The sequence below is a fragment of the Corallococcus sp. RDP092CA genome (genome assembly GCF_041903675.1).
In the GTDB taxonomy this organism is placed as follows: Bacteria; Myxococcota; Myxococcia; order Myxococcales; family Myxococcaceae; genus Corallococcus.
In genome coordinates, this window is record NZ_JAYESI010000034.1 from 1 (window position 1) to 14,895 (window position 14,895).

The following is a 14,895-nucleotide window of genomic DNA, read 5'->3' on the forward strand; positions in this document are numbered from 1 at the left end:
GGCGCGAGGCTTCCGCCAACTGCTGCTGCGTGGACTGCAGAAAGCGCGCGGCGAGTGGGCGCTCATCTGCCTTACCCACAACCTGCTGAAACTCCATCGGGCTCAGCTCGCCGCGTAGTGGCGGCGCTGCCAGCTCCAAACGGGCGAAGCGCCACCTCTGCTGCAAGGAGCCTGTTATCCGGCTCCTCGCCCGTTACCCCAACACACTCCTAGGCCTTCGGCGCCGTGCCCCGCGCCGCCAGCTCGCGCTCCACGTACAGCCGCAGGATGTGCATGAAGTCCTGCGCGTTCGTCACCACGCCGAAGGCCTGGTGCGTGCCGCGGTCCTTCAGCTTGCTCACCACGAACTCGGACGAATCCACGCAGATGGTGGGCAGTTCCCGCAGGCTGCCGTCCTTCTCCGTCACGAACGCCGGCAGCATGTTCCCCGTCGCGATGGCGTGCAGCGCCGTGGCCACCAGCACCGCCATCGTCGCCTTCACCGCGTGCCTTCGCATCGCGTCCTGCGCCGCCAGGTTGTCCGTCACCACGTCCGGCAACGGCCCGTCATCCCGGATGGACCCCGTCAGCACGAACGGCACCCCGTGCTTCACGCACGCGTGCATGATGCCGTTGGTGATGACGCCCGCCTCCACCGCCTTCGCGATGGAGCCCGCCTGCCGCACCCGGTTGATGGCGCGCATGTGCAGCCCGTGCCCGCCCGACGTCGCCTCGCCCGCGCCGCTCATCCCCAGCGTCGTGCCGTAGATGGACGCCTCGATGTCGTGCACCGCCACCGCGTTGCCCGCGAGCAGCGCCCCCACGAAGCCGTTCTCCACGAACCACGTCATGTCCGCCCGCGCCCGCGAGTGCACCAGCGCCGGCCCCGTCACCCAGATGGGATAGCCGCCCCGCTCGCGCTCCTCCACCAGCAGCCGCGCCATGTGCGCGTAGTCGATGGGCTTCTCGCGCGACACCTCGCTCGTCATGAACTTGAACTCGCCCTCCCCGCCCTCCGACAGGTAGGCCATGTTCACGTAGACGCCCTCGCTGCCGTCCTCCGCCTTGCCCACCACCACCCGCTCGCCCGCGCGCACCCGGCGGCCCTCGCGCACCCAGAGCTCCCCCTGCGCGTCCAGCACCAGCGCGCCGTCCATGCGCGGCTCGCGCGGCATCCGCCACCGCCCGTCCACCCGCACGTACGTGGGCAGGTTCGTCGTCGTGAAGAAGCCCTCCGGCAGCACGCCGTCCGCCGGTGCCGGGGTGAAGCGCGCGTCCGGGAAGCTGGCGAACCGCGCCGCCGCGAAGTCGGGATGAGCAATGGTCGTCACCCCGCCACCATGCGTGGGCGCCCCCACCCGTTCAAGCGCGCCGCGCGTCCCCATCCCCTCGGAATGTTTCCCCTTTCATAAGAGCCACCCACCTGGACGCCGCCGAGCGCGCCCGCCTCGACGCGAAGCAGGACGCCCTCAGCCGCCGCATCGCCCGCCAGAAGCACGACGGCCAGAGCCGCTAAATCCCCTGAAATTGCGCACCGCGACAAGGCCTCCCCGGGCGGCCCCCCGGGTGCCCCAGGGCCGGTGCGCGCCCTGCTCCGGCCAGGGATTCCACTCCGGGTGCGCAGCGTCGCCCACATGTGCGGGCCTGGAGTGAAAAGCAGCCGGGGAACGCAACCCCGGTTCTTGAATGCCGAGAATGGAAACAATCGCAGCCGGTGACCGCCGTCGGGTCACTGCTCCCCTCTCGGAGCCCCCCATGAGCTACCGCATCCAGTCTGGTGACACCCTCTCCGCTCTGGCCCAGCGCTACGGCACGTCCGTGGACTCGCTGATGAAGGCCAACCCGCAGATCACCAACAAGGACCTCATCTACACGGGCAAGACGCTGAACATCCCCGGCTCGCGCGACAGCTTCGAGTCCGGCTCGCAGGGCCTCCGCGGCGGCGGCAGCTCCGGCGGCAACAACAGCGGCGCGGGCGACGTGACGGCGCCCGCGGGCGGCGCGGGTCCGGCCACGCGCGGCCCCGGCGGCAGCCCGTACGACATCGCGGTGTCGAACCTGGGCAAGAACGCCGGCTCGCTGAAGCTCGAGACCAGCGGCGTGGGCGCGGACATGGAGGACTGGGTCCCCAACAACGTCAACTGCGCCAACTTCGTCTCCGCGTGCCTGGAGCAGGCCGGGCAGATCAAGGACAGCCAGCACAGCGCGTCCGTGATGACGCTCCAGTCCAACCTGGACCGCGACCCGAACTTCCAGCGCGTGAGCCTGAAGGACGCCAAGCCCGGCGACGTCGTCTGCATGAAGGTGGGCAGCGGCGAGCACGTGGTGATGTTCGCGGGCTGGAAGGACGGCAAGGCCCAGTTCATCGGCTCCAACAACGTGAACGCGGACGGCTCGCAGCGCATCAGCTTCTCGTCGATGAACTACCCCATCATGTCCGTGCACCAGTACCGGGGCTGAGCACCCCCGGGATGACGGTCCCCGGTGGGGCCTTCGCCTTCCGCGCCCCAGGCGCCCGGAAGGGGGAGGCCCCATCTCGTTTTTCGCGGGTCTGGCTTCGGCCCCTGGACGGAGGCCTGCCCTCCAGGGCCCCCTCCGTGGCGCCGGCTGCACACTGCCCATGGCCTTCCGTCCAGGGTTGGACGTTCCCAGGGCCCGGGGTCTTTGCGTCCGGGGCCGGACGGGGGGAGGCTCCCGGGTGCCATGCGAAGCCTCATCCTCCTCGTGGAAGACCATGTCGACAGCCGTGAGATGCTGGAGGAGTTCCTCACGCTGGAAGGGTTCGCCGTGGAGGTCGCCGGCAACGGCCTGCATGCGTGGGAGCGCCTGCGGCGCGGCCCCATGCCGGACGTGATGCTGCTGGACCTGATGATGCCGGTGATGAGCGGCTGGGAGCTGATGGAGCGCGTGCAGAAGGAGCCGCGCCTGAAGAACCTGCCCGTCATCGTCGTATCGGGCGCGGGCGCCACCCGCCCCGTGCCCCAGGGCATCCGGGCGTCCATCCCCAAGCCGCTGGACCTGGACGACCTGATGCGCGCGCTGGAGCCGTTCCGCTCCCAGCAGTCGCAATTAGCCGCCGCCTACTGAGCCTGCGGCGGCGCGGGCTCGCGAGGCAGGAGCACGCGGAAGACCGTGCCCTCGGACGCGCGCGAGCGCACCTCGATGCGGCCTCCGTGGCCCTTCACCACCTGCTCGACGATGTAGAGCCCCAGCCCCAGGCCGCCTTGCGTGTTGCTGCCCACGCCGCGCCGGAAGGGGTCGAACAGGCGCGGCAGCAGGTCCGGCGGGATGGGGTCTCCGCCGTTCTGCACCTCCAGCACCACGTGCGCGTCCGCGTCCGACAGCGTGAAGCGCACGGGGGAGTCCGGCGGGCTGTACTGGAGCGCGTTGCCGCCCAGGTTGCTCACCACCTGTAGCAGCCGGTCCGCGTCCCAGACGCCGTCATAGCGGCCGGGGCCCACGCTCAGCGTGAGCGAGCGCTCCGGCCACGCCGCCTCCAGCTCCTCCACCGCCTGGCGCACCACCATGCGCACGTCGCCGGGCACCCGCTCGATGGGGATGCCGCCGCCCAGCCGGCTGCGGGTGAAGTCGAGCAGCTCCGAGATCATGCGCGCCATGCGCTCGCTGGAGCGCGCGATGCGGGACACGGCCTTGCGGTCGCGCTCCTGGAGCGCGTCGCCGTGCAGCAGCCGGGTGACGGACAGCTGGATGGCGTTGAGGGGGTTGCGCAGGTCGTGGCTGACGATGGCGATGAGCCGCTCGCCGAACTGCGCCGCCTCGCGCGCCGCCTCCTCCGCGCGGCGGCGCTCGGTGACGTCCACCAGGGTGACGACGCCCGCCACAATCTGGTCGTCCCGGTCGCGCACGGGCGCGCTGGAGCCCAGCAGGTGCGCGGTGGTGCCGTCCGGCCGGCGCACCTGGAGCGGCTCCGCCTGGCGCGTCTCGCCGGTGCGCAGCGCGCGGGCCATGGGCCACGCGTCGTCCGACAGCGGCTCGTTGTCCGCGGTGAACATCCGGTGCGACGACTCGTAGTCCGCGAGGCTGGCCGTGGGCCGGAAGGGCTGGCCCAGGAGCGACTCCAGCGCGCGGTTGCCGAGCAGCAGCCGGCCGCTGGGCGCCTCCGCGATGAGCACGCCCGCGGGGAGCTGGTCCAACACCGCCGCCAGCCGCGCGCGCTCCGCCTCGATGGTGGCCAGCAGGCGCTGGCGCTCCGCCTCTCCCTGGCGGCGCTGGGTGATGTCCAGCACCGTGGCGGCGCGGCCCACGCGGCGGCCCGTCGCGTCCCGCAGGGACGTCACGTGCACGAACGCGGGGAAGCGGCTGCCGTCGCGGCGCAGGTGCAGCGCTTCGTATTCGTGGAACGGCTTGGAGCTGGCGGCGGCCATGTGCCGGGGCAGCGCGCCGCGCGACTCGGGCGCGACCAGCTCCTCCAGCCGCAGGCCCTTCAGCGCCTCCGGGGGCTGCCCGTGCATGCGCGCGAGCGCGGGGTTCGCCGCCACGAACGTGCTGTCGTCGGCCCCCATCACCGCCACGCCCACGCCCAGGTGCGTGAAGATGTCCTCCCAGCGCCGGGGCTCGGGCGCGTCCGGAGCGCCCCGCTCGCGCGCCGCCTCCGCCGCCTCGCGCGACGCGTGCAGCCGCGCCTGGACGTGGGCCTCCAGCGCCGCGGCCTCCACCGCGTCCACGGCGTCGTGGAAGCGCTCCACCTGCGCGGCGTCCTCGCCGCCCCGCTCGCGCCACAGCCGCAGCACCGTGTCGCGCAGGCGCCGGAAGTTGGTGGTCGTGGGGTGCCCGTCGGAGCCCTGCACCAGGAGCGACAGCTCGCGCGCCAGCGCGTCGGACACGCGCGCGTCCGGGTTCGCCATCCGGGCCGCCACCGCCGCCAGCCCGTGCGTGAAGGTGTCGCCGGAGCCGGGGGCTTCGTGGAGCCAGGCGTCCTGCAGGACGTCGCGGGACTGGAAGAGGAAGTCGGCCAGGGACGGAGGCACGGTGCGCGGCTCGCGAGGCGAAGGGACCTGGGGTGCGTCCAGAGAGAAGAGGTCCCCTCCGACTTAGGCCCCCGCTCCCGATGCGACAAGGACCGTCTGGCGACGTGTCAGGAGGAAGGCGAACGGACCAGCCCCAGCGGCCACAGGGCCGTCAGCCGCAGGAGCCCCGCGTCTGGCTCCACGCGGTAGCGGACCTGGAAGCCGCAGGCGAGCACCGTCGCCCCCTCGCCCCCCGGCGGCGACACCGGCAGGGCCGGCATCCGGCTGGCGAGGGCCCCCAGCTCCGCCTGGAGCCGCGCGCGCACCGGGGGCGGACACGCCGTGAGGGCGCGCACCACCAGGGGTTCCAGCTGACAGCGGTAGGCCATGGGCACCCGCAGGGTGTGCATCTACAGCTCAACTACAAGTTGACAGCGACACGGTGAACCAAGCGGATCAGGCGCCAGGTGTCCGGGGGGAACAGTCCCCGGGCGCCACTGTCGGACAGGTGACGCTGGGGAGCCCGCTGGCCCCAGGTCCGGTTCAACAATCCAGGGAAAAGCAGGTCGAATCCGGGGATGGCCCTGGGTGTCCACCACCTGCTGCTCGTCGAGGATGATCGCTCCTGGCGGGAGCGCGTGGACCGTGCGGCGCGGGAGGTGGGCTTCCTGGTGTCGTCCGTGGCGGATGGCGCGGAGGCCCTGGACTGGCTGCGTCATCGTCCGCGCGCGCAGCACCCGGACCTCATCCTCCTGGACCTGATGTTGCCGCGGCTGGACGGCTGGGAGGTGTACGGGCAGCTGCGCACGAACGCGCGGCTGCGGCACCTGTCGGTGATGATGATGTCCACGGCGAGCGGCGCGCCGGAGGTGCCGCTCCAGGGAGTGGTGGGCTTCCTGCGCAAGCCGACGCAGCCGGAGGCGCTGGTGCGGGTCCTGTCGGAGCGGCTGCGGGAGCTGCCCGGGCGCCCGCCTGAACCGCCGCGCGTGCCGTACGCGCTGCGGCTGACGGACGAGTCGCTCTACGCGCTGCACGCCCTGCCAGCCCCCATCCGTCACGCGGTGCGCGTGCACCTCTTGCGCGCCGCGGAGCTGGCGGCCACGGAGCTGCCGCTGGCGTCGTCGTGGTTGATGGCGCTGCACAGCGATCAGCCGTCGCTGCTGGTGACGGTGGAGGGCGTGCGCGTGGTGCTGGAGGTGGACGACGCCGCCTGCGCGCTGACGGCGAGCATCGTCATCGTGCCCAGCCACCTGCGCTGCGCCTGAGGGGAGGCTCACACCACCGGCACGCGGTGGACCTCACCGGAGTGCAGGTCCAGCCACACCACGCGGCCATGCAGGTCGTGGATGGCGCACCAGTCCTCCGTGAGGCGCACGACCTGGGGCGGAGTGCCTGAGAACTCCACCGTCGCGCGCGCGTGGCCGGCGCCGTCGCGCAGGACGGTCGTGTGCAGCTCCCCCTTCTGGAAGCGCGTCGCGCTCCAGGAGCGCGTGAGCACCTCGCCCACGCGCGCCACGTCCCGTCGGGCCTGGAGGTGGAAGCGCCGCGGGATGATGGGGGCCAGGTAGGGCCAGGTGTCGGGCCCCGCCGCGTCCGTGGGGACCGCCATGCGCCCGACCGTCGCCTCGCCGTCGGGCGTGAGCGTGAGCGACGCAGGGGGCTCCCGCAGGTCCTGCATGTCCGCGCGTCCGCGCAGGACGGGGCCGCCCGGCAGCTCGTAGCACCAGCGCTCGACGCGCTCGAAGTCCTGGTTCCAGGTGAGGTGCAGGACGAGGAAGGACAGGTGCTTCGCGTCCACGGCCATCCGGAGCACGGTGCCGCCCACCTCCGACACGCGCCACAGGGAGCGCGGCTCGGCGGCGAGCGTGTCCACCATGCTCACGGCGCCATGCGCGGCGGTGAACCATCGCTCCCCGTCGTAGGTGGGCGCCCACGCGTCCAGCTCCAGGTCGCACCAGTGCGTCGCCCGGCGCTCCACCAGGTCCAGGCGCGACACGCGCCATGGGTCGCCCCGGCGCGCGAGCGCGAGGGCGCGGTGGCCCTGCTCGGACAGGACCAGGGAGAACGCCGGCACGTCGAAGCCCGCGAGCGTGCGTCCGTCCGGGCCCACCAGCCGCGCGCCCGCCTCGCCCAGCGCGAGCAGCACGCGCCGGCCCGGCAGCACCACGGCGTCATGCACGGCGTGGGCGCCCGCGTGGCTCCGGTCCATCCACACGCGCACATGCGGCGCGGCATGCGACTCGCCCCAGGGCTCGCGAGCGGAGGGCGCCGGTGTCGGCAGGTCCGTGCGCAGCGCGGCGAGCGCCGGGGCCTTGAGCGCGTGGAGCTGCTGGAGGAGCCTGGCGTTGGACGGGAGTCCCTCCAGCGCCTCGTCGCGCATCAACGCGCGGACGGTGGGGACGCAGAGCGCGCTCCGCGCCTCGGAGGCGTCCTCGCGCAGGAGCTCCGCGGCGAAGGCCAGCCGCTCCGGGGCGTGCGCGGGCGCGTCATCCGACAGCAGGGAGTGGATGGCGTCCCGCGCGGCGCCGAAGCCATCCGGGAACCCGAGCGCCAGACGCACCAGGAGCTTCGCGCCGCTCATGCCGCCGGCCTGGATGCCACGCTCCACCCAGGCGCGCGCGAGGTGGCGCGCGGAGGCGACCGGCCACACGACGCTCACCGCGCGCTGCCAGTCTCCCGCCTCCGCGAGCGACTCCGCCCACAGCAGGCGCAGGGCCTGGGCTTCGTCGGGGTGGGTCTTCTCCAGGCGCAGCAGGGCGTCCGCGAACACGCCCGAGCGCCGCGCGATGGCCACCGCGCGCTCCACGTCCTTCGCGAGGAACCACTGGCGCACCACGAGGCCGGGCGGAAGGTTGCGGCCCTCGGCGAGCTCCGCGGCGAGTTGGAGGCGGCCGTGGCGCTCCAGGAAGGACACGGCCTCCTCGGTGGCGTCCAGCAGCTCCGCGAGGACGAAGGCGGCCTCGTCGATGCGGCCCTCCCGCTCCAGGCGGCGGAAGGTGTCGCGGTAGCGCTCGCGCAGCGCCTCGAACACGGCGGGGCCGCCGCCAAAGCTCCGCGCGGCGCCACCGCGACCGTGAGGATGGATGCGCAGCTCCTCGCGCGGGCCGGGGACACCGAGCGCGAGCTGCGCGCGGGCGTCCAGGTCCTTGCCCAGGGGGATGGCGTGGCGCAGGGCCTCGTCGAGGTCGCCCTGCTCGAAGAGCTCGAAGAGGTGGCGGAGGTAGTCTCCCTTGCGCTGCCCCACGAGCCGCCCGAGGGGCGTGCTCCGGAGCATCCACGCCTTGAGCTGTTCGAGCGCGCCCGGGCCCTCGGGTCCGGCGGGGCGCGTGCTGGCGCCAGGGGCGTGCCGTGGAGCTGCGCCCTGCGTCTCGGTGCGGAAGGCACGGCGCAGCCGGGCGAAGAACCCCTCGCGCGCCACGGAGATCGAGCCGTCGCGCACGCCTTCCGTCCGCGAGCGAAGCGCCCGGCGCAGCCGCGCGAACAGGCCTTCACGACGGACGGTCAGCGTTGCTTCGCCGGGCTTCCGCGAGAAGACCCGCCGCAGTCTCGCGAAGAAGCCCTCGGGCTCCACCTCCGGGACCGCTCGCCCCGCCATGCGCGCGAGCATGCGCTCCGCCTCGGGCGCGAGCCTGGGCACCCGGGGGCCGAACCGCTCGCGCGTGGGCGCGGGCACGGGCTCCAGCGCGCGCTTCATGGGCTCGGGTGGCGCGCCCAGTCCCTTCACCCGCACGCGTCGCCACGCCGACACGTCCAGCCACGTTCCCGGCTCCACCTGGCGCAGCGCTCCGGGCGCGTACATCCGGGCGACGCCCGCCTGCACCAGCACGACGGCCCCCGCGGGCGGCGCCAATCGCTCGCGCTCGTTCGGGCTCAGCGGCGCGCTGGTGAGCACCCCGGACTCCAACACCAACGGCAGCCCGGGCGCGGACTCCACCGCGCCTGGGTGGGGCGCGGCCCGCTTCAACAAGTAGCCCCCCGCCAGCGCCCAGACCGTGACGCCGGGCCTCCAGGCCTCCAGTACGCGGCGGCGCGCTTCGGCCTCGCCCAGGAGCCCCGGGTGGAACCACCAGGCCTCCACCACCACGGTGCCCCGGTGCACCTGCGCGCGAGGCCGCACGGCTTCGAGCGCGGGGGTCACGGCGCGGCCTCCGGAATGGAGCGATACAACACCGCCTGCTCCATCAGGTCCCACAGCACGAACTCTCCCGCCTGGGTCAGCCATCCCAGCACCTGCTGCCCGTGGCTCGCCTCGGCCTGCACCACGGGGCCACTGGCCGCCACGAGCGGTCGGGACGACTGCTGCGAGAAGAAGTGGAAGGTCCGCTGATCCGCCTCCACCGCGACCAGCCCGGGCGGCGAAGGTGCGGGCGGCTGCACCACGCCCACCACCTGGAGCTCCTCCGGCACGGAGACGACCGACACGCCCGTGTCCAGGAACAGCCGCCACTCCGAGTCCTTGTCACGCACCGCGAGCAGCCCCGCGTCCGGATGCGCCCCCAATGGCGAATAGCCAAAGAACGCATCCCCCTGGCGCGCGTTGAGCGGAACGAGGCGGGCAGGCTCCTCGCCCAGCATCTTGAGCCGCGAGAGGTTCATCCGTCCTGGGAGCTGGACCTGGGGCCGCAGCACGCAGACCGGGCGCGTGTTCACCGCCGCCATCGCGGAGACCGCCTCCTCCTCCAGGCTCAGCGCCGAGGTCCCCCCCGGCGACGGAGGCGCCAGCGAGAACAACCGGGCCCTGCCATCCTTCAACCACAGGTGCTCCTGCCCACGCCGATCCGTCCAGCTGACGAGGCTCACCGGAAGCGCACCCGCCGCGAGCGCTGGCTGTTCGTGGTCCTCCGCCGCGTGGTAGCGCGCCTTCCGGAGCCCCTCCGGCGTGCGAACCAACCCGTGCATCACGTAGCCGTCCAGGTGACTCGCGAGCACGATCAACCCACCTGTATAGCGCCACCCCGCGGCGATGACGCGCTGCCCGGGAGGCACCTGGACGCGCCGGGGCTTGGGCACGGTCGCGCGCGGAGAGTGCGGCACGGCCATGGCCTCCACGGCGCCCCCCTCGGAGAACAGCAGCACGCGCCGGCCGTCCCCGGAGAAGGAGAACTTCGCGATCCGCCGGTCGCCCTTGCGCGGCTGCCACGCGGCAGACGCCCGTCGGGGAGCAAAGGGATTGCGCAGCAACCGCACGCAATCCTCCGGAGGCGGGAGCTCCAGCACCACCGAGCGGGGCACCCGCGCGGCGGGCCGCACGTCCACGGTGAGCCGGTGCGCGCCGGGCTCCATCGGCTCGGAGACCTCCACGCGGGACATCCCCTCCGAGCCCTCCATCCGCCCCAGGCGCGAGGAGCCCACGAGCCACACGTCCCCGGGTGCCCGCGATAGCGCCAGGGCCTCGCGCCACGCGGCCAGGTGCGCCGGGGACGCGGGCACGGTGGAGCGGGCTTCGAGCCACGCGAGCAACGACGTGCCGTCCAGGCCCGAGCGGGTGGCGCGAGCAGGGTCGGTCTGGAGCGCGCCCCAGGTGAACGCCGCGCCCACGGCCTCGGCGCGGCGCGCGAGCACGACGAGCAGCGCGAGGTGCGCGATGCGCGGCAGGCCCAGCTGATCCGGTCCCACGTCCAGCAGCACCACGGTGCGCCGAGCCCCCTGCGGCTGACGGAACGCGGGCTTGAGGAACGACAGCTCGCCGAACGCCGCGCGGCGCACCAGCTCCTCGGGTGCCTCCAGGGCCCAGAGCCACTCACTGACGAGCAATCGGTCGAAGGGGCCCCGACGCGCGAGGCCATCGTAGCCCTGGGGCTCACCGCCCTCGGCCTCGCCGCGAGGCCGCAGCGCCCCGACCGCCGCCGACAGCCGGGCCACCTGCGGCCCCAGGTGCCGCGCCAGGTCCTCCGGGAAGAGGGACAGCTGCGTCGCCCAGGGGCGCAGCGCGGGAGGCAGCGCGTTCACGAAGCGGCCTCCGACGCGCTCAACCACGCCAGCAGCGAAGCGCGCACGACGGGCTGGGCCGCCGCCACGGAGACGAGCACGCCGGCCCCGGGCAGCACCGCGAGCGGCGCATCGCCCTGCCCCGCGAGCAGCGCGCGCTCCAGCAGGGCCGGCGCCACGTCCGGCTCCAGCGCGCACGGCAGCAGCAGCGAGGGCGCCAGCGGGTCGCGGCCCAGGTACACGGCGCCATCCACCCAGGGCAGCGAAGCGGAGGCCCCCAGCAGCACGAGCACGTCCGTCCCCGCGACACCGCTCCACGACGCGAGCGCCGCGTCCCCCGCCCGCGAAGCACGGTGTCCCAGCGCGAGCGCCACGGGCCCGACGCCCGCCACGGCCAGGGGCTCCAGGGGCAGGGCCCGGGGGCGCCAGCGCACGGGGAGCCCCTCGACGGCAGGTTCCGCTGGCGGACTCATGACACCCTGTTCCCGCGCGACCCGCGCCCGTTGAGCACCCGCGCACTCTAGCCCGCGCCGGGCATGACGCGCGACAGTCCGCCGGACTTCCGCTGTACAGCGTTCGGAGGCCTGCCCATGCTCCCGAGCATGAGCACGACCCGGATCCGCTGCCACGTGAAGGCCGAGCAAGCCAAAGAGATAATCTCCCGGGACACGCTGAAGCGAGGGAGGGCGCATTGCAACGTCCTGGGCGCATGGAACTGAAACGGCTGGCGATGGGTCTCGGCGTGCTCGCCGTATCGCAGTCCCAGCCCGCATCCGCGGCTCCGCCCTTGACGAAAGCGCCGGGCTTGCACCACCCGAGGATGGCCCGCGACGGTTCCCTGCGGGAGCACCGCATGCTTCGTTTCAAGCTGCGGTGAAGGCAAGTGCCCCTATTGCTTCATCCAGGGTATGGAGAATCTCGCCATCAAGGGCTGGGCCGTCTACACGTGCATGACCGGTGAAACCGTCACCGGGAAGGCCCTGCTGTTTCACACTTTGCCTTTCAACGCCCGGGTGGGGCCCTTCTGTGGCTGAAACCTCGTGGGAGCAGGAGGCAGCCCTGGTCGCGGAGGCACTCAACCTGTTGACGGTCCTGGCCGCGCCTCGCCTCTATGCACGATGGTCCACGCAAGCCTCACCCACCACGCTGCGTGAGGCGCTGGACGCGCGACTGCTCTCGCTCGCGGCATTCTGCGAGCAAGCCACGGGCAGCCCCGACGCGGAGCGATTCCGAGCCGCAGCGCCCCAGGTACGAGCGCTCGCGGACAGCGTGGTCCACGTGCCCTCCGACAACCTCAAAGGCGCGGACTGGATGCGCCGATCCCGTCAGTGCCTGGATGCCCTCGGGTTCCAAACACCCCCCGAAGGATGGGACGCCTTCGAGGGATGGCCTGAGGGATGACGCCTCCTCGCTTCACGGCTGAATCCACCAACGTCACGCCGCGCGAACCCCCGCCTCCTCCAGCGCCGCCGCCACCGCGCCGCGCAGCGCACGCAGCGTCTCCGGCAGCGCTTCCGGCGCGAAGCCCGCGTCCATCTCGCGCGCCACGCCCTCCAGCTTGAGCCGCCACGCGGCCACCGCGTCCACGTCCCCCTCCACGGGCCGCGCCTCCAGCAGCGCATGCCCCGCCTGCGCGATGCGCTGGGCCCGGGCCAGCGGCCCCGCGCTCGCCTCCAGCGCCGCGGCCGACAGCGCCGGGTTCTCCGACGCGGACAGCACGTCGCGCAGCACGTCCCGCGCCAGCGCCTGCGCCTCCTTCGTGGGCACCGCGTAGACGAGCGGCCACAGGTCCGCCACGCCCGGCGTCGCCCGCCCCGCCAGCGCCGCCGCCGCGGCCACCAGCCGCTGCACCTTCACCGCGCGCCGGTCCGACAGCGCGATGCCCGCCGCCCGCAGCGTCCGCAGCGCCTGCGCCAGGTGCGGCCGCACCGGCCCCAGGTCCGCGCGCCGCGCCGCCTGCGCCACCACGTCCAGGGACTGAAGCGACGCCACGCGCGGCGCCGCGTCCGCCCACGACAACGCGCCCCCTTCCAGCAGCTCCTCCAGCCGCGGATCCGGCACCGGCTCCACGAAGATGCGCGCGAGGAAGCGGTCCGCGAACGCGGCCAGCGCGTCGTCCTCCGGCAGCGCGTTGGACGCGCCCACGCACACCCGCAGCGGGCACTGCATGCGCGTATGGCCTCGCCGGAAGGTGCGCTCGTTGAGCACGCCCAGCAGCGTGTTGAGGATGGCCGTGGAGCCCAGGAACACCTCGTCCAGGAAGGCCACCTCCGCCTCCGGCAACATGCCCGCCGTCTCCGTCTCCACCAGCCCCTCGCGCAGCTTGCGCAGGTCCACCGGCCCGAAGAGCTCGGACGGCTCCGTGAAGCGCCCCAGCAGGTACTCGAAGTAGGAGCCGCCCAGCCCGCGCGCCGTCCGGCGCACCGCCTCGCTCTTCGCCGTGCCCGGCGGCCCCACGACGAGCAGGTGCTCGCCCGCCACCGCCGACAGCGCCACCAGCTCCACCATCGCCTCGCGCTCCACCAGCCCCCGGCTCGCGTCGGTGAGCGCGTCGCGGACCTCGGCCGCCGCGACCTCGAAAGATACGGACATGTCCGGGAGCCTAGCCTCGCCCCCGGTCCGGCATACAGTGGCGGCATGGATACGAAGTGGAAGTGGCTGTCCCTGGCGGGCGTCCTGTCCGCGGGGCCAGCGCTCGCGGACGGGTGGCATGGCTATGCCTCCCTGGGCGCGGGCATCACCCTGGATCATTTCAGCGACTGGCGCGCCAGGGGCCCCGCCCTCCAGGCCTGGCTCGCCGTGGAGACGCCGCCCGGCCTGTCCCTGGGCGTCGTCTTCGAGACCACCCAGACCTGGGGCCAGCAGTTCGCCGAGGCGAAGAACCCGGCGGAGCTGGGCCGCGTGCAGTTGGACTACACCGCCGTGGGGCTGGAGGCCCGCCTGCGCTTCCTGGGCGACAAGCCGGTGACGCCGTGGGTGGGCGCGCGGCTGGCGAAGAGCTGGTCGCAGCCCTTCACGCCGGACAGCCTGGGCCAGCTGCGCCGCGAGGACTTCGAGGTCACCAGCATGGCCTTCCGCCTGGGCGTGGACGGCTGGATCTCCGAGCGGTGGGGCGTCTCCGTCGCCACCGCCCTCCAGTTCTGTGACGTGAAGTTCACCAAGGCCACGGACGACACCAGCGCCAGCGCGGGCGTCAGCGTGAGCATGTGCGCCAAGCCGCTCCAGAGCATCGTCGCCGGGCCCGTGCTCCGCTTCTAGCGCGGGTACAGTGCGCGCCCATGAACACGCCGCCCCCCACCCCCGGCCCCCGCTGGCTCTACCTGCACGGCTTCGCCTCCGGCCCGGCCTCCGCCAAGGGCGTCTGGCTGGATGCGCACTGGGCGAAGCAGGGCATCCCCCTGGAGCGCCTCAACCTGCGAGTGCCGTCCCTGGAGCACCTGGGCCTGCACGCCATGCTGGACACCGTGCGGGACGCGCTGGGCACCCCCAACGACCGCGCCGTCGTCATCGGCTCCAGCCTGGGCGGGCTCGTCGCCGCGCGCACCGCCGAGCGGGACGCGCGCGTGAGCGCCCTGGTGCTGCTGGCCCCCGCGCTCCACTTCGTGGAGCAGCTCCAGCGCCGCATGGGCCCCCACGCCTGGGCGGAGTGGAGGCGCACCGGCTTCCTGGAGACGGACGACCACGCGGAGAAGCGCCGCGCGCGCGTGCACCACGGCATCGTCGAGGAGGCCCAGGCCATGGACGCGAAGCGCGGCCCCTGGCCCGACGTGCGCGTGCCCACGCTCGTCATCCACGGCCGCAAGGACGACACCTGCGACGTGCGCTATTCGCGCGAGTGGGCCCAAGGCAAGCGCCACGTCCGCCTGGTCGAGGTGGATGACGGCCACGAGCTGACCGCCTCGTTGGAGCTCATCGCGAAGGAGGCGGATGCCTTCCTCGCGCCGTGGCGAGGTGTGGAGCAGGCCCGGCAGGTGTTCACTGGCGGCTGACCGGAGCGCGTCCCCGGGGCCGCCTTGCTTCC

Annotated in this window: 12 protein-coding genes; 5 read left to right on the top strand and 7 right to left on the bottom strand. The window is 73.5% G+C overall.

From position 1 onward, the window contains the following. Positions 1–209: 209 nt before the first annotated feature. Entirely contained in the window at positions 210–1,310 is a 1,101-nt protein-coding gene (locus U8525_RS28250; protein ID WP_374269799.1) for a hypothetical protein, read from the bottom strand. Between the two features lie 424 nt (positions 1,311–1,734). Here U8525_RS28250 and U8525_RS28255 point away from each other — a divergent pair, with 424 nt between their 5' ends. Together U8525_RS28255 and U8525_RS28260 are read left to right on the top strand one after the other, a co-directional pair. Next, positions 1,735–2,439 (top strand): LysM peptidoglycan-binding domain-containing protein, encoded by a 705-nt coding sequence (locus tag U8525_RS28255; protein ID WP_374269800.1) that lies wholly within the window; start codon positions 1,735–1,737, stop codon positions 2,437–2,439. A gap of 243 nt (positions 2,440–2,682) precedes the next feature. Then, positions 2,683–3,066, top strand: coding sequence for a response regulator (locus U8525_RS28260; protein WP_374269801.1), 384 nt, complete (start codon positions 2,683–2,685; stop codon positions 3,064–3,066). On the opposite strand, the gene U8525_RS28265 is transcribed toward U8525_RS28260, so the two are convergent. Then, entirely contained in the window at positions 3,060–4,967 is a 1,908-nt protein-coding gene (locus tag U8525_RS28265; protein ID WP_374269802.1) for an ATP-binding protein, read from the bottom strand. The two genes, U8525_RS28260 and U8525_RS28265, sit on opposite strands and share 7 nt — an antisense overlap. 107 nt (positions 4,968–5,074) lie before the next feature. Continuing rightward, complete coding sequence (locus tag U8525_RS28270) at positions 5,075–5,356, bottom strand: hypothetical protein (protein ID WP_374269804.1); 282 nt, start codon at positions 5,354–5,356, stop codon at positions 5,075–5,077. 168 nt (positions 5,357–5,524) lie between these two features. On the opposite strand from U8525_RS28270, the gene U8525_RS28275 reads away from it, so the two are divergent. Then, positions 5,525–6,211, top strand: a complete 687-nt coding sequence (locus U8525_RS28275) for a response regulator (protein WP_374269805.1) — start codon at positions 5,525–5,527, stop codon at positions 6,209–6,211. An 8-nt stretch (positions 6,212–6,219) separates the two neighbouring features. Here U8525_RS28275 and U8525_RS28280 read toward each other — a convergent pair whose 3' ends face one another. The 4 genes from U8525_RS28280 to U8525_RS28295 all read right to left on the bottom strand — a co-directional run bounded on the left by U8525_RS28280 (position 6,220) and on the right by U8525_RS28295 (position 13,466). After that, entirely contained in the window at positions 6,220–9,084 is a 2,865-nt protein-coding gene (locus U8525_RS28280) for a bpX6 domain-containing protein (protein ID WP_374269806.1), read from the bottom strand. Then, the gene (locus tag U8525_RS28285) at positions 9,081–10,895 is read right to left on the bottom strand and encodes a hypothetical protein (RefSeq protein ID WP_374269808.1); all 1,815 of its coding nucleotides are present in this window, start codon (positions 10,893–10,895) and stop codon (positions 9,081–9,083) included. The genes U8525_RS28280 and U8525_RS28285 overlap by 4 nt, the downstream gene beginning before the upstream one ends. Beyond that, positions 10,892–11,308 (bottom strand): hypothetical protein, encoded by a 417-nt coding sequence (locus U8525_RS28290; RefSeq protein WP_374269810.1) that lies wholly within the window; start codon positions 11,306–11,308, stop codon positions 10,892–10,894. Before U8525_RS28290 ends, U8525_RS28285 begins: the two co-directional genes overlap by 4 nt. Before the next feature lie 1,000 nt (positions 11,309–12,308). Continuing rightward, a complete protein-coding gene (locus tag U8525_RS28295; protein ID WP_374269811.1) occupies positions 12,309–13,466 on the bottom strand; it encodes an AAA family ATPase in 1,158 nt (385 codons plus the stop codon). Positions 13,467–13,511: 45 nt separating this feature from the next. On the opposite strand from U8525_RS28295, the gene U8525_RS28300 reads away from it, so the two are divergent. Both U8525_RS28300 and U8525_RS28305 read left to right on the top strand, forming a co-directional pair. Continuing rightward, positions 13,512–14,132, top strand: coding sequence for a hypothetical protein (locus U8525_RS28300; RefSeq protein WP_374269812.1), 621 nt, complete (start codon positions 13,512–13,514; stop codon positions 14,130–14,132). 20 nt (positions 14,133–14,152) lie between these two features. Beyond that, entirely contained in the window at positions 14,153–14,863 is a 711-nt protein-coding gene (locus U8525_RS28305; protein WP_374269813.1) for a YqiA/YcfP family alpha/beta fold hydrolase, read from the top strand. The last annotated feature ends 32 nt before the right edge of the window (positions 14,864–14,895 follow it).